Source organism: Methylobacterium sp. Leaf85 (genome assembly GCF_001422125.1).
GTDB classification, from domain to species: domain Bacteria; phylum Pseudomonadota; class Alphaproteobacteria; order Rhizobiales; family Beijerinckiaceae; genus Methylobacterium; species Methylobacterium bullatum.
This window is the reverse complement of the sequence record NZ_LMME01000002.1, coordinates 1-14,481: the sequence shown is the minus strand read 5'-3', so window position 1 is coordinate 14,481 and position 14,481 is coordinate 1. Positions and strand designations below refer to the sequence as shown.

Here is a 14,481-nt window from a genome sequence, read left to right as displayed (position 1 = left end):
GCATCCCTCGATGCCCATCGCTACCGACCAGGAAGCCCTTCCGGCGACCCTGCGACGCAACGCTCCCCTCGTCCCCACCGACTCGGCCGCGAGCCGGGCGCTCGCGGCCGTCATCGCGATCCTGACTTTCCTGGCGGCTCTTTGCGCCGGGGCGGCCGAGATCGTCGCCTCCAGCGCCGATCAGTGGCAGGGCAGCGTTGCGCAGGAGGTGACGATTCAGGTGAGGCCGAGCGCCGGTCGCGATATCGATGCCGATGTCGCCAAGGCCGATGCGCTGGCAAAGGCGACGCCCGGAATCGCCACGACGCGGATCTTTTCGAAGGCGGAAGCCGAACGCCTGCTCGAGCCCTGGCTCGGCAGCGGCCTCGATCTTTCCGACCTGCCGGTTCCGCGGCTCGTGACCCTGAAACTCGCGGATTCCCCCGCGCCGGATCTGAAAGGACTCCGGGGCGCGCTCGGCGAAGCCCTGCCGGGGGTGGCGAGCCTCGACGACCATGCCCTATGGCTTCAGCGGCTCTCGACCATGGCCAACACCTTCGTCGGTGTCGGCGTCGGCATCGTCGCCCTCGTCCTGATCGCCACCGGGCTCGCGGTCGTGTTCGCCACGCGCGGCGCCATGGCCGGCAATCGGGAAGTGGTGGAGGTGCTGCACTTCGTCGGCGCGAACGACGATTTCATTGCCCGCGCATTCCAACGCCGCTTCTTCGGCCTCGGCCTACGCGGAGGCGTCATCGGCTCGTGCCTGGCACTTGCGGTCTTCGCGCTAGCGGGACTGCTCGCCCGGCTCTGGCGATCGGGGCCGGCCGGAGACGAGATCGAGGCGCTGTTCGGCGCCTTCCATATCGGTTGGCGTGGCTACGCCGCCGTCCTGCTCATCGGCGTGATCGCCTCCGTGGTGACCGGTATCGTTTCGCGGCTCACGGTCAGACGATTCCTGCGCTGAAGCTGGGTTTTCGACTGCGGGACAGGGCTCTTCGCCCCCTTGCTGCATGACATCGCACAGGGTTCCGAGTTCCCGGAATCGCGTTAACTATTCGTAAACCCTTAGGGGCAGAAGTATCGCCTCGCGGATGCCGCATTCGGCACTACCTTCGGAGAATGGCCACGCGGATGTCAGGACTCGGCACCACTCGCCCGCTGGAGGCGTTCGGTTGGGTCTGGCCACGCGGTCGGGCGGAATTGTCGGCGCCTCCCGCACGGATCGCAAGGGTGATGTCTCCAACACTGCAGCGTATCGGCTATGTCACCCTCGGCCTCGGTGCCATCGCCACCCTGGCGCTGGTTGCCGGGTTCCTGATCTTCGCCGAATCCATCGCCCGTGACGAGCGCACGCTCGACGGCCGGGCGGACGGGATCGTGGTCCTAACGGGCGGCGCACAGCGTATCGGCGACGCAATCGATCTTCTCGCCGGCGGTTATGGCCGGCGCCTGCTGATCACCGGCGTCAACGAGCGAACGAGCCGCGACGAGATCGCCCGCCTGAATCCGACCCAGCGCCACTGGATCGAGTGCTGCGTCGATCTCGATTACCGGGCGCGCAACACGATCGGCAACGCCATCGAAACCCGTCGCTGGATGCGCCAGCACCGGTTCAATACCGTCGCGGTGGTCACCTCGAACTACCACATGCCCCGGACCTTGGTGGAGCTCGACCACGCGTTGATGGGCAAGGACCGCGTTCTGCCCCACCCCGTGATCGCGGAAGGCTTCGACGCCGATCGCTGGTGGCGGCACCCTGGAACGGCAAGGCTCATCGGCTCGGAATACCTGAAGTTCCTCGTTTCATGGCTGCGGACACGGTTCGAATCCGATCCGGAGCAATCACGAGCGGCGATCATGATGGGGCGCGGAAAACCCATCAAGCTCGTCTCCGAATCGATCATGCGCGCGCAATACTGACACCGCGCTCTCAGCGCGAGGCGTGTCGCCCGATAGCCACCGTCACAATCCTCGCTCCGGCCTGTATCGGCAGATTTATGGATGTCGAAACCGGATTCCGTCTTCCCCGAGACAGTATCCTCGGACCTTGGCTTCGGGCCTTGCGTCTCGCCTCGGTGGGCGTTTCGATCACGTATAGGGTGGGCGTTCCGACGGGTGCGGGGCGGATGCCGGTGGCGGTGGGAACATCGTATGTTCCATATCCCCAAGCGCTCGGGACAAGCTCGGTTGGGCGGGGTATTGGCGGCAACAACCCAGTACGAGAGGCTGCGACGACATAAGGCCCGGCGTAGCTCTCATCGAACCGCGGTCGGAACGTATCGGGATGGCCGTAGCCCGAAGCTGTGACGTCCTGTGCATGAGCTACTGGTGTCACCACGAGGGCAAGCGCCAGGGTGCATCCCGGCATCATCCATCTCAGCGTGGCCGACATACGAACCTCGTCGTATCGAGACGGACCTCGATAGACCGGCACGACGAGAATGATCGTGCCAAGGTGAAGTCTGATAGTAGGGGCGAGGGGTAAGGTGCGGCAGTCCCTAAGTAGCTGCAAGGCATCGAAGTCGACGCCCACATGCCGTCATCCGAAAGCGGAGGCATTGCCTCAGCGGCAAGTGGTGACACGGCGGACGATCCAGCCCTCGCCATCGACGAACAAGCGCTTGCGCGATTTGGTGCAAGCGAGAGTATCGTCCTCGGCCTCGACCGTCAGGGCTACCTTGCCAAGCTCCGCATCCCGGTGAGGAGTACCGGTCGAGGATCCCTCAGTGCCAGGCATTGCCTCAGCGGAAAAAGAGGACACGCCGACGACGAGCGCAATGCCCATCGCACTGAAAAGCCTGAACCGTTTCGTCATCGCAACCCTGCCCGCGCTCCGTTTTACGAAGCACCATCCAGACCCAAGCCATTGCACTTACCGCAGCGCTTGGTTTGTAAATCGCGGGAGGGCGAAACGGTTGCAGCGCAATGAAGCGCCACACGCGAATAGTTGGGTTTGCCACACTGCTTGTGTGACATCACACCGTCACGATCGTGATTGCGCGTCGAGAAGCCTCTCCGCCGCCGCCGACGGCGCGCCACGAAATCCCGTGGGGTGGCTTCAATGCGCAGCGGTGACACTGAGGAGCGGCAGGGTCACGGCAAGTTCCGGGGCGCCGAGGATCCGGGGCGTCAGGGAGGGAAGGGCCAGGGCTGCGATGCCGAGGACGAGGGTCAAGCCGAGAAGAGACGTTTCGAGCCCGCGGTAGATCACATCCATTCCCACCTCCACCCTGTAGGGACGAGTGGATCATGAGCGGGAGTGGGTTAACCAATCCCTCACGTGTACTTCGCGGAAAGGAGACGTGGGATTGCCCCGTTTTTGTGAACACCAAAAACGCTTTCGCGTGAGGTGATTGTCCAAGGCCCAAGGGCCGCCTTCCATACCCCGCCGAGTTTCGCCGACAGATGGTCGAGTTGGTCCGCGCCGGCCGTGATCCGAACGATCTGGCTCGCGAGTTCGAGCCATCCGCAACTGGGTGGCCGAGGCTGAGCGTAGCGGAGGACAGCGTGATGCAAAGCCACCGTCTGCCGACCCCAGCCTGACAGCGGACGAGTGCGATGAACTCGTCCGGCCACGGCGCGAGAACCGACAATTCAAGCTGGAGCGCGAACCGAAGGCTTGCGAGACAATATTCTCTCTCGCGCGACGGCTTGGTCTGCTCGGGAGACCGGGGGTCTGCCGTCGGGGTCTTCCGGTTCATGAACGCGAATCAGGCCGACTGCCCGATCGCTGGCATGGCACGCGTGCTCGGTGTGTCGAAGGCGAAATACTAGGGTCTGGACTCAATCAGCACCAGAAGGCGATGACAGCGGCGAGTGCGACGGCGGAGGCATAGTTGCGGGCCATCTTGTCGTATCGGGTGGCGATACGACGGAAGTCTTTGAGGCGGCAGAAGGTGGCCTCGACGCGCCAGCGCTCGCGATAGCGGCGCTTGTCGTGGCGGATCTTGCGTTTGCGGCTGCGTTTGCCTGGAATGACGGGGGTGATGCCCTTCTCCCGCAGATCGGCGCGCAGCCAGTCGGCGTCGTAGCCCTTGTCGGCGGTCAGGCTGCGGATACGGCCTGGGGCTTCGGCCAGCACGTCCGGGGCTGTACGGACGTCGCTGGCGTTGCCGGATGTCAGCAGGAGGACGCCGGGGCGTCCGAGGACATCGGTGAGGGCGTGGATCTTGGTCGTCCGGCCCCCACGCGACGGGCCGATGGCCTGCGCTTTGCCCCCCCTTTACCGCCGTGGGCGGAGCGATGCGCTTTGACGTAAGTGCTGTCGATGGCCGCCGCTTCGCCCGACCACCCGGCCTTGGCCAAGGCGGCCAGCATCGCCCGCCAGAACCCGCGCCGAGACCACCGGTTGAAGCGATTGTAGACCGTGGTGCGTGGACCGTACTCCGCCGGGCAATCCTGCCAGCGGCAGCCTGAGATGAGCACATGCAGCATGCCCGAGATGATCTTCCGGTCGTCCTTGCGCTCGGGGCCGGGTTGGTTGACCGGCATGAACGGCCCGATCACCGCCCACTGCTCATCCGAAAGCCAGAACAGGTCCGCCATCATCGCCTCCATGCTGAAAACCGCGAACGTGAATCACAAAACTGCAGCCGCAGCAATATCTTGGTTCGGTTCAGACCCTCGGCCCAGTTGCGCAACGCCTCGCCCGAGCCGCCGATCTTGGCCGCGATCGACTGCATCGCCAGCCATTGCGAGCCATGCTCGCCCTGGTAGTCGAAAACCATCCGCACGGCACGTTCGCGGACTTCGAGAGAATAGGGCGGGGATCGCTTCGTTATGGCTCCATCCTCTCACGAGGCGGAGCCTCCGGGAAAGCCGGAGCGGTTCACACGCCAACCGCGCCAAGCAAGGATTCTCTCCGCCTCAGACGCAGGGTCGCCGCATGGGACGACGACTTCCTCCGAGCCATCGTCACACAATGGAAAAACTCACCCGATTGCCCTGCGGCTTCACACGGCTGCGGGAAAAGATCTGCCGGATGAGATCGGGAGTTCGATCGAGACGGTCGTGCCGTGCCCCGGTTCCGAAGTGATCTGCATCGTGGCCGACCAATCCAGAATGATCCCCTTGACGATCGCGAGCCCGAGGCCGGTGCCTTTACCGCTCGCTTTCGTGGTGAAGTACGGATCGGCCGCGTGTGCGACCACGTCCGCCGACATGCCGTGGCCGTTGTCCATGACCGCGAGCCGCATCCACGGCCTCTGTCCGCCGAGCACACCCGAGGCGTCCGGCAGGTCACGGTAGATGCGATCCACTTCGACCGAGATCCGCGTCGCTCCGGCCTGCAGCGAATTTTGAACGAGGTTGAGCAGGATCTGGGTCAATTCTCCCGGCAAAGCGAGAACCCGGGATTCATGATCGCGGATCGTCACGTCGAGCGGCTGACGCAGGGCGGGCTGTAGGAAGTCGCAGGCCGTCGTCACGGCGGCACCGAACGCCAGGCTCTGCGGCGCGATCGTCTCGCGCCGGACATAGCTGAGGATGCCCTGGATGACGGTGACCGCCTGCTTGGCGCAGGATTCCACGATCTCGATATCGGCCCGTTCGGGCGGCTTCTTCGCGAGGTCGAGGAGCATGATCTCGGTCATGCCGCAGACGGGCTGGAGCAGGTTGTTGAGCTCGTGCGCCACCGAGGCCATGAGCTGCCCGAGGGTTTCGAGGCGCTGGCGGTCCCGCTCGGTCCTGTCCCGCTCCTGCTGCCGCTGCCGCTCGAGCAGGTCGATCTTGGTGCGATAGGCGATGGTCGACGAGATCATCAGCGCGCTGAGGCAGGCCGACATGCGCCGGATGATCTCCGGCTCGTTGATCGGCACCCCCTGGTCGGCCAGGGCGAGGGCCGCGCCCTCGTGCAGACCGGCGATCTCGTCGAGGGCGAAATCCTCCATGATCGCGTGGCGACCGAGCTCTTCGATGTCGAGGAGCGATGCCTCGGCGCAGGTCGCCACATGGCTGGCCATGCCCGTGGTGTATCGCTGGAGCAGCGCCTTCATGCCGTTTCATTCGCCGAAGGTGATGCACAGGACGGCGCAATCGTCGCTCTGGCGTCCGAGACTGGCCATGAGCTGCGCGGCGAGCCGCTCCGGATCGTCGTGCGGCACCGTCGGGTCGGTCCCGAGATCCACGGGCCGGAGTCCGTCGGTCCACAGGATCAGGAGATCGTCGCACGCGAAGGGCAGGTCGAGGGGTTTGAGGTGACGCAGCCCCGCCCCCACGATCCCCGGGGTTCCGTCGAAGCGGCGCGTGCGCGCGCCGAACAGAGCCCCCTGGATGTTTCCCACCGCGGCCACCGTGACGATCCTCGTGCCGGGATCGATCCGGACGAGGGCCGCGGCGGCGCCGCGGGTGTGGCGCATGGCCCGGTCGCCGGTCACGAGCCGCTGCGCCAGGTCGATCTCCGGCTGGCCCTCCAGCAGGGCGAGCAGGGTCTGGGCGGCACGATGGGCGTCCGGTCCGTGGCCGAGCCCATCGGCGATACAGGCCAGGGTCGCCGGCCCCTCGCGCCACCAGGAGACCTGATCGCCGCAGACGGTCTCCCCGGGATAGACCCGTGAGGCGGCCGCGATCCTCGGCCATTCCCTCATGACAGCCGCCTCATGGCCGCCGCATCGCGCAGACGATGCGCGTCCCGCGCCCGACCTCGGAGGTGATCGCGAACTCGTCCATCAGGCGACGGGTCCCGGGCAGCCCGCAGCCCAGTCCGCCGCGGGTCGAGTATCCGTCCTGCATGGCGAGGGCGATATCGGGGATGCCCGGCCCCTCGTCCTCGGCCACCACCTCGACCACGGCCGCTCCCGCCTCGCCCTGTGCTGTGAGGTGGATCAGACCGCCCCGCGCGGTGTGGAGCACGAGGTTCATGCCGAGCTCGGAGACCGCAGTCGCGATCCCGTGCGCCCGCACGGTCCCGAACCCGTGACGCAGGGCGAGGAGACGCGCCTTCTGCCGCGCCTCGACCACATCCATCTCGGACGTCACCCTGACGTCGAGCCTGTCCGGCTCCGGTTTCATCGGCGCCTCGCCATCGAGGCTTGGATCAGGGTGCGTCCCGGCCGCGTCTCCACCGACATGTGGTCCATCAGCTTGTGCACGGCGGGGAGGCCGAGGCCGAGTCCCCCTCCCGTGGAGTATCCGGGCATCATCGCATCGGCGATGTCGTCGATTCCCGGCCCGCTATCCTCCATCTCGATCACAATGCTCCGCTCCACGGGGGTCAGGCGGCTCACCACGCGGCATTCGCCGGTGCCGGCATAGGTCAGGATGTTGCGCGCCAGTTCGGAGACGACGGTGGCGAGGCGGGTCTGGTCGACGGTGCCGAAGCCGATCGCCGCAGCCGCGCCGCGGCTCGATTGCCGGGCGCGGAGGATGTCTTCCTGGACCCGGATCGGAATGACGCAGACAGTTTCGTCCCGCGTCACCGCATCGAGCGGGTCAGACCGTGGGGACTTCGTCATGGCGACCTCCGCGGGACGCTACCAGCCGGGCGACTTTCGCGACCCCGCCCTCGAGATCGAAGGCAGTCTCCATGTGGATCATGTTCTGGCCCATCTCGACTAGGGTCAGAGCCACGGCGGGCCGCATGCCGGCCAGGACGGCGATGCCGCCCATGATCGTCACCATCTTCGCCGTTTCGGAAAGCATTCGGGCCATGTACGAATCGACGACGTCCGCCGCGGTGATGTCGATGACGAGCCCGTCGGCCTTGCCCGCCTGGATCAGCGCCAGGGCGTCGATCTGGAGGTCCATCACCTGCTGATCCGTGAGATCGGATGGCAGCGAGGTCAGAAGGACCCGACCGAGCCGGAGAATGGGAACGCGCATCAGAAGGGGCTCCCGCTCATGCCCTGGTTCCGCTGGGCGAGGAGCCGGAAGGCTTCTGCCAGGCCCACCTGCAGGGTGCCCCTGGTGATCATGCTGGACAGATCGACATCGAGCTTGACCAGGGTCTGCGCCGCGTCCGGGCTGATGCCGGTGACGATCACCTGGGAGCCGAGCAGGCGGGCCGCCTCGACGGTCTTGGTCAGGTGCAGGGCGACGCGGCTGTCGATCAACGGCACCCCCGTGACGTCGAGGATCGCGATATGCGCTTCCTCCCGGGCGAGGGCCTCCAGCAGCCACTCCATCACCTGTCTGGCCCTCTGGGTGTCAATGATTCCCACCAAAGGCATCAGGATGATGTGACGCCAGATCGGAAGGGCCGGGGTCGCCATGTCCAGGAGCGCCCGGCCCTGACGCTGGATGATGTCCTCCCGCGTTTCGACGAAAGCCGCGAAGGTGACGAGTGCCAGCCTGTCGACCACCGCATCCACCCCGATCCGCATCCCGTCCCGGTCGCCGCCGACCTCCCGATCGAGAAGGTCCCGCGTGATGGTCTTCAGCGACATGATGAGGGTCGCGGTCTCCAGGGGGGTCAGCCCGTCGCGGGCACACGCGGCGCTGATCGTGGCGGCCTGGTCTTCGACGGGTTTGAAGAGGGGGCCGCCGAGATCGTGGTCGCCCGCGTTAAAATAGGCGACGAGCTTGTCGACCAGCATCCCCAGCTCGATCTTGAGCAACTGGAACGTGGCCGGCCGCGCCCCGGCCGCGCCGCCGGGAAGGCGTTCGAGCCATGCATCCAGGACCGCCCCGCGATTGTCGAGGATGATCTGTCCGATACTGTGCATGCGTTCCGCTTTCCTAAGCAGGTTCAGCAAAAGTGGTCACGGGTTTCGTGTCTGAAAACCCGTTACACTTCAAAGGCCCAAGTGAGGTGAAGCGTTGGCATCGCCAATGCTGACCTGTTCAGATGCGCGATCCGATGAGATCGGTGACGGCGGACAGGAGTTCCTGCATGCCGACGGGTTTCATGAGCACGCGGTCGGCGCCGGCCCGAGCAGCCTCTTCCATGGAGAAGACCTGCGGCGTCCGCGGAGCCCCCCCGGTGACCGCGATGATGGGCATGCCGCGGTGCTGGGCTTTCACCCAGGCGATCAGCGTCAGGCCGTCCCGGCCGGGCATCCACAGGTCGGTGACGAGGATGTCGAACGACTGGCTGGACAGGATCTGTTCCGCCGCGTCAGCGGAGTCACAGTCCCTGACCGTGTGACCGCCCCGTTCGAGAAAGCGCCGGATCGTCATCCGGACAACGGCGACGTCGTCGGTCAGTAGGATCGAGGCCATGGATCGATACTCTCACCGCATGTATCCGCTGATATGAGACGGCGATGAGTGGACCTCATCGCCGTCTGCCCGTGCGACCGGGCGGCGGGATTCTAAGCGGGGCGGCATTGGCAAGCCAACGCTTCACCTCGCTTAGGTCGTTGAAATGACGCAGGTTTTGTTACACAAAACCGGCGTCCGGTTTTGCCGGACCCGATCAGAACAACTCGATGTCGTTCCCGCGTTTCAATCTCGACCGGGGCGGAGACGGGCCTTCCGCCAGGGCCAGTTCGGCGAAGGCGACAGCATCTGGCCATGTCTCGGGGCGGGGATTGGAAAGATCCATCGCATCGAGATTCTTGCGGGCCGCCGCGAAGATTCCCTCGAGATGCTGCAGCCGCTGTCGCGTGACGTCCTGAAACTGGATCGATCCGATGAGCTGCACGACGGGTTCGGCGATGCGGGCGCTCTCTTCCTGGACCTTCACCAACGTGTCCCTCTGGTGAGAGACCAGGCGTTCCATGTTCTCCGTCAGGCCCGAGATGGCCGTCGAGATCTTTGTGAGCTCGCCCCGCTCCCCTTCGATGCGCTGGCTGACCAGGGTGGCGAAGTTGTCCCGGATCGATTCGCGGAGGCTGGCGAGGCCCTGGCTGATCCGGGTCGCGGTGGCTGCCGAGGCGTGGGAGAGTTGCTTGACCTCGGCGGCCACCACCGCGAAGCCGCGACCGGCCTCGCCCGCGCGGGCCGCCTCGATCGTCGCGTTCAGGGCGAGCAGGTTGGTCTGACGGGCGATCGTCTGAACCCCGTCGATGGCGCGGGTCAGCTCCTCGGTGGTGTCGTCGAGGATTTCGAGACGCCGCTGGGATTCTTCGATATCGGAGTCGCGTTGCGCCAGGAATACGGTGATGAGGCGGCGGTTCTCGATCAACTGCTGATCGGTCTGATCCACGATCTCCATCACCCGGACGTTGGAACCCGACACGTCGAGGAAGGTCAGAAGATCGGTCATCGCGCCGTCCACGGCCTTCAGGCTCGACATGATGTCGAAGGCGGCGGCCTCCGTCTCCTCGGTCACCGACGCGGTGTCCTGCGACGCGCGCTCGAAGAGGCGGTCATAGGCCGTGAAATGGTCCGCCAGGGCCCCCGTCAGGTCGATTCGGGGCTCCAATACCACCGGTTCGGGTTCCGGCGGCGCGTCGGCCTCCGGCGCCGCCCCGGCAACCGGGGCGTCCTTCGCGGGCGGGGTCCGTTGCGAACCCAGCGACAGGCGCATCAGCGCGGTCGAGCTCCAGGTCATGACGAAGCCGGCCACCGCGATCAGGGCCACGCCGGGCACCGGCCCGAAGGCCGCGGCGGCGATGGCGGAGAGGCACAAGGCAGCGAGCCCTGCGCAGAGCGGGCCGATCCATCTGGGAGAAAGCGTTCGACCCGCAAGCGACATGGTCACGCTCCGGGAACGAGCTGGCGGATCACGCCGAGCAATCCGTCGGAATCCACCGGCTTGACGATCCAGCCCGTGGCACCCGCGGATTTCGCCTCGTTGCGCTTGTCCTGCTGCGACTCGGTGGTCAACATCAGGATCGGCAGGAAGGCGAATCCCGGCAGCTTGCGAACCTTGCGGATCAGGTCGATGCCGTTCATCTCGCCCATGTTGAGGTCGGTGATGAGCAGGTTGGGCTTGGTGCCCGACTTCAACGTATCCAGGGCCTTCTCGCCGCTCGGTGCCTTGACCACAGTGAGGCCGGCCTTGGTCAGAATACCTTCGATGCTCAGCAGCATGGTCGGCGAATCGTCGACAATCATGATCGTCGCGGCCATCCTAGTCTCCTCGGTGTAATGCTTGCGTTGGGGGATCGGATTGTGGCGCCGGGGCGCCGCGATCCGATCGGTGAAGGCTATGCCCGCGCCGGGCGCGGGTCGTTTTTCAGGAGGCCGCCCGGGAGGCCTGCAGGAACGGCATGACGATGCCGGCCAGCGTCAGATCGGCGGGCGGCGCGATGGTGACGCCCGGCGCGGCGGCGAGGACCTGGAGGAGGGCGGTGTGCATCCCCAGGCAAGCGGTGAGCACGATCTTGGGCTGGCGCGGCTTGCGGAGGGCTTCCAGAAGCGTGAGCGCTTCCTCCACCGTGCAATGGCCCTCGAGATGAACGACGTTGCGCGCGATTCGGATCGGCATCACAGGAGCTCTTTGAGGTCGAGGACCAGGAGGACGCGGCCGTCGCCGAGGAGGGCCGTTCCGGAATAGCCGCCTATGCCGGTCAGGACGCCCTCGAGCGGCTTCAGGATCACGTCCATGCCTTCCCGGAAGTTGTCGATGATCAGCCCGACGCGCCGGCCGTTCACCTGGCAGACAAGCACCGCGGCTTCCGCGTCGTCCTGCCGCCGGTCGGCCAACCGCAGCAGGCGCGACATCCGGACCAGCGGGATGACGGTCTGGCGCAGCACGAACGTCTCGGCCTTCTTGATCGTCCGGATGCGCTCTCTGGGCACGCGCACCGTCTCGACGATCATGTCCATCGGCACCCCGTAGAGGCTGCCGGCGGCCTCCACCATCATGATCCGGGTCACCGCCATGCTGAGCGGCATGGAGAGACTCGTCGTCGTCCCCTCGCCGAGACGGGAGGTGACGGAGACCTGGCCTCCGAGCTTCTCCACCGTGGTCAGCACCACGTCCATGCCGACCCCGCGGCCGGACAGATCGGAGATCTCCTGCGCTGTCGAGAAGCCGGGACGGTAGATGAGATTGATCGCCTCCTGATCGGACAGGCGGTCGGCCTCTTCCTGATCGATGACACCCTTGGCGACCGCCACGGCGCGAATTCTGGCCGGATCGATGCCGCGACCGTCGTCCTGGATCTCGATGACGACGCGGTCGGTCTCCTGGCGGGCCTTGAGCAGCAGGCGCGCCGTCGCCGGCTTGGCCGCCGCGAGACGCTCGTCCGGCCCCTCGATGCCGTGATCGAGGGAGTTGCGGACGATGTGCAGCAGCGGATCGCCGAGCGCCTCGATGATGGTCTTGTCGGCCGCCGTATCCCCGCCCTCGACGACGAGGTCGATCCGCTTGCCGAGCTTGCGTGCGAGGTCACGCACGAGGCGCGGGAACCGGTCGAAGATGTCCGACACCGGCAGCATGCGGACCTGCATGATCGCGCCCTGCATCTCCTGGGCGAGCCGATCGATGATCGCGTATTGCTCCTTGATCTCCCGGGACATCTCCCGCGAGCCGTAGGTTTCCTCGGCGCGTTTGGCGAGGAACGGCAAGGCGTTCTTGGAGACGACGAGCTCGCCGATGAGGTTCATCAGCAGGTCGATCTTCGCCTGGTCGACCTTGAGGGTCTTCGCCGCCGCCCGGACTTCCGCATCCACTGGGACCGGTGCCGAGTCCTTTGCCACCGGCGCCGATTCCTGCGCGACCGCGACCGGTTTTGGGGCGACCGGTGCTGCGACCGAGGGCTCCGCGCGGTGATCGGTGGGGAAGAGCGGGGCCGGCGCGGCCTCCGTATCCTCGTCACCGAGGAAGGCGGCGATGGCGGTAAGCAGCGGCGCGGTCGAACGGGCCTCGCGCGCCACGTCGAGGGCGGTCTGGAACGCCGCGCGCTGCGCGTTGCGGCCGAGGCTGCTCAGGACGTTGCCGACGATCGTTCCCACCGAGGCGAGGCGAACCTCGTCGTAGCCCGCGCTGACGAGCGCCAGACGCTGGTCGATCAGGATGGTCCGGGCCAGCGCCTGGCGCGAGTCGGCATCGGCCGGGGCAGAGGTCGGCGGGGTGAGCGACCTGGAGCCGACCGCCGCGACCAGGAAGGCGACGAGATCCGGGTCCGGTTGCGCGGCCGAGGCGGCCACTTCCAGCCAGGCGAGGGCATGGCTGCGCCAGAGCGTCGGGTCGGCGCGACCGCGCAGGGAAGCGGCGGCATCGGCCAGGCCGGCATAGTTCTCCGCCGCGAGGAGCGCGGAGGCGCCCTCGTGGAAGTCGTCCCAGATCGCTCCGTCGCCCGGCTGACCGTCGATGCGGATCAGGTCGCGGACGCGCACCGGCGCGACCACGATCTGCTCAAGCTCGTAGCGCATCGCCTGCTCGATCTCGAGCTGGGTGGCCGTGGTCAGCAGGGAGAAGCGAAGGTTGCACTGGTAGGGATCGAGGTCCGCCAGCGGCTCCCAGGGTCGGATCGTCTCGATGTCGAGGGCGATCGACCCGGAAACTTGCAGGATCGCCTGCAGCGGGTCGGTGCCGTTGTAGAAGCAGCCCGGATCGGGCTCGTAGCGGACGGCGTGGATCGCCTGGCCTCCGCAGGCGAGGCGGAACGCTTCGAGGCGGCTCTCGACGGGCATGCGGTCGAGCGTCGCCGGGGACGCAGCGGTGACGGAGGATGGGGCCGGCGGCATGGAGGCCTCCGACATGGTCTCCGCGGATTCCACCGGCGTGCCGAGCCGGCCGCGCAGCGCGATCGACATCCGGTGCGCGACGCCGTCGGCATCCGCCGGCAGCTGAGCCCGTGCCTCGAGCTGGTCGATCCAGAGACTCATCTGATCGAGGCTGTCGAGCAGCATGTCGATCAGACTCGAATCGATCTGCAGCTGCTCCGCCCGGACGGCGCAGAGGAGATCCTCCGCGGCATGGACGAGGCGTGTGAGGGCCGCGGCCTCGAACAGGCCGGACGAGCCCTTCAGCGTATGGACGGCCCGGAAGACCTCGTTGATGGCCGTCTCGTCCGTCGGGCCGCGCTCGAGCTTCAGGAGGCCGCCCGCGGAGGTCTGCAGCAATTCGCGCGCCTCGGGGATGAACCGGGCGAGAAGGGATGCGTTCATGCCCGCGCTCCGGTCAGCAGGCGAGCCATCTCCACGAGGCTTGCGGGGTCGGCGGGTTTGACGATGTAGAGGTTGGCGCCGGCTTCGTAGGCCCGCGTCGCGTCCTCGCCCTGTGCTTCGGTGCTGATGGTGACCACCGGGATCGCCCGCAGGGAGGGTTCGCGGCGGATGCGCGTCACCAGTTCGTAGCCGTCCATCTTCGGCATGTTGATGTCGACGATCATCAGGTCGAAATGACCGAGCAGGGCCTTCTCAAGCCCTTCCACACCGTTCGCCGCCTCCTCCACCGCGAACCCGGCCTTGCCGAGCACGTCCTGATAGAACATGCGCATGGTAATGCCGTCCTCGACGACGAGTATTCGCTTCTCGAGCATGTGCGCCTCAATCATGTTCGATCGGCCTCTGATAAACGATCGTGTCCCCGAACTTCCGCGGCAGGAACATCGACGACATGCGGCTCATGTAAAGGGCGGACCAATTCCAGGCCGCTGCGGCGGAGTAAAACCAGGCCAGTGGCGGTCGGCCGCTTGAACGATGAAGGGGCCCGATCGGGCCCCTTCA

Annotated in this window: 17 protein-coding genes and 1 pseudogene; 2 read left to right on the top strand and 16 right to left on the bottom strand. The window is 66.3% G+C overall.

All coding sequences use genetic code 11. The annotated features are described in order from the left end of the window. Positions 1 to 10: 10 nt before the first annotated feature. The gene (locus tag ASF08_RS02595) at positions 11 to 943 is read left to right on the top strand and encodes a cell division protein FtsX (protein ID WP_056140957.1); all 933 of its coding nucleotides are present in this window, start codon (positions 11 to 13) and stop codon (positions 941 to 943) included. A 269-nt stretch (positions 944 to 1,212) separates the two neighbouring features. Then, positions 1,213 to 1,899: a YdcF family protein gene (locus ASF08_RS02590; protein WP_056140955.1), complete on the top strand. Its 687-nt coding sequence runs from the start codon at positions 1,213 to 1,215 to the stop codon at positions 1,897 to 1,899. Between the two features lie 643 nt (positions 1,900 to 2,542). Here ASF08_RS02590 and ASF08_RS02585 read toward each other — a convergent pair. From ASF08_RS02585 to ASF08_RS02510, 16 genes and pseudogenes are all read right to left on the bottom strand, one after another. Continuing rightward, on the bottom strand, positions 2,543 to 2,794 hold the full coding sequence (locus ASF08_RS02585; RefSeq protein WP_056140953.1) for a hypothetical protein: 252 nt from the start codon (positions 2,792 to 2,794) through the stop codon (positions 2,543 to 2,545). A gap of 243 nt (positions 2,795 to 3,037) precedes the next feature. Continuing rightward, on the bottom strand, positions 3,038 to 3,196 hold the full coding sequence (locus ASF08_RS25245) for a hypothetical protein (protein WP_018045471.1): 159 nt from the start codon (positions 3,194 to 3,196) through the stop codon (positions 3,038 to 3,040). 570 nt (positions 3,197 to 3,766) lie between these two features. After that, positions 3,767 to 4,524 (bottom strand): IS5 family transposase gene (locus tag ASF08_RS23635; RefSeq protein ID WP_156629433.1). Its coding sequence is split into 2 segments (ribosomal slippage): positions 3,767 to 4,188 and positions 4,188 to 4,524, totalling 759 coding nucleotides; the frame shifts between segments, so codons are not numbered across the junction. An 82-nt stretch (positions 4,525 to 4,606) separates the two neighbouring features. Then, positions 4,607 to 4,760: pseudogene (locus tag ASF08_RS24445) on the bottom strand (IS3 family transposase); the annotation flags it as partial. 171 nt (positions 4,761 to 4,931) lie between these two features. Beyond that, positions 4,932 to 5,972 carry a sensor histidine kinase gene (locus ASF08_RS02565; RefSeq protein WP_056140946.1) on the bottom strand — a complete coding sequence of 347 codons (1,041 nt, stop codon included), beginning with the start codon at positions 5,970 to 5,972 and terminating at the stop codon, positions 4,932 to 4,934. 6 nt (positions 5,973 to 5,978) lie between these two features. Further along, on the bottom strand, positions 5,979 to 6,563 hold the full coding sequence (locus tag ASF08_RS02560; RefSeq protein ID WP_056140945.1) for a SpoIIE family protein phosphatase: 585 nt from the start codon (positions 6,561 to 6,563) through the stop codon (positions 5,979 to 5,981). A 10-nt stretch (positions 6,564 to 6,573) separates the two neighbouring features. Then, the gene (locus ASF08_RS02555; protein ID WP_056140941.1) at positions 6,574 to 6,987 is read right to left on the bottom strand and encodes an ATP-binding protein; all 414 of its coding nucleotides are present in this window, start codon (positions 6,985 to 6,987) and stop codon (positions 6,574 to 6,576) included. After that, positions 6,984 to 7,430, bottom strand: coding sequence for an ATP-binding protein (locus ASF08_RS02550; protein ID WP_056140938.1), 447 nt, complete (start codon positions 7,428 to 7,430; stop codon positions 6,984 to 6,986). Before ASF08_RS02550 ends, ASF08_RS02555 begins: the two co-directional genes overlap by 4 nt. Continuing rightward, positions 7,408 to 7,797 carry an STAS domain-containing protein gene (locus ASF08_RS02545; protein ID WP_056140934.1) on the bottom strand — a complete coding sequence of 130 codons (390 nt, stop codon included), beginning with the start codon at positions 7,795 to 7,797 and terminating at the stop codon, positions 7,408 to 7,410. The genes ASF08_RS02550 and ASF08_RS02545 overlap by 23 nt, the downstream gene beginning before the upstream one ends. Further along, positions 7,797 to 8,639 (bottom strand): STAS domain-containing protein, encoded by an 843-nt coding sequence (locus tag ASF08_RS02540; RefSeq protein WP_056140930.1) that lies wholly within the window; start codon positions 8,637 to 8,639, stop codon positions 7,797 to 7,799. Before ASF08_RS02540 ends, ASF08_RS02545 begins: the two co-directional genes overlap by 1 nt. A gap of 118 nt (positions 8,640 to 8,757) precedes the next feature. Next, entirely contained in the window at positions 8,758 to 9,135 is a 378-nt protein-coding gene (locus tag ASF08_RS02535; RefSeq protein WP_056140927.1) for a response regulator, read from the bottom strand. Positions 9,136 to 9,331: 196 nt separating this feature from the next. Continuing rightward, positions 9,332 to 10,555: a methyl-accepting chemotaxis protein gene (locus ASF08_RS02530; protein WP_082473019.1), complete on the bottom strand. Its 1,224-nt coding sequence runs from the start codon at positions 10,553 to 10,555 to the stop codon at positions 9,332 to 9,334. A 2-nt stretch (positions 10,556 to 10,557) separates the two neighbouring features. Next, positions 10,558 to 10,932, bottom strand: coding sequence for a response regulator (locus ASF08_RS02525; protein WP_056140921.1), 375 nt, complete (start codon positions 10,930 to 10,932; stop codon positions 10,558 to 10,560). Positions 10,933 to 11,038: 106 nt separating this feature from the next. Continuing rightward, positions 11,039 to 11,290, bottom strand: a complete 252-nt coding sequence (locus tag ASF08_RS02520; RefSeq protein WP_056140918.1) for a hypothetical protein — start codon at positions 11,288 to 11,290, stop codon at positions 11,039 to 11,041. Beyond that, positions 11,290 to 13,920 (bottom strand): chemotaxis protein CheA, encoded by a 2,631-nt coding sequence (locus ASF08_RS02515; protein WP_056140914.1) that lies wholly within the window; start codon positions 13,918 to 13,920, stop codon positions 11,290 to 11,292. Before ASF08_RS02515 ends, ASF08_RS02520 begins: the two co-directional genes overlap by 1 nt. Next, positions 13,917 to 14,294 (bottom strand): response regulator, encoded by a 378-nt coding sequence (locus tag ASF08_RS02510; protein ID WP_056140910.1) that lies wholly within the window; start codon positions 14,292 to 14,294, stop codon positions 13,917 to 13,919. The genes ASF08_RS02515 and ASF08_RS02510 overlap by 4 nt, the downstream gene beginning before the upstream one ends. Positions 14,295 to 14,481 lie beyond the last annotated feature (187 nt).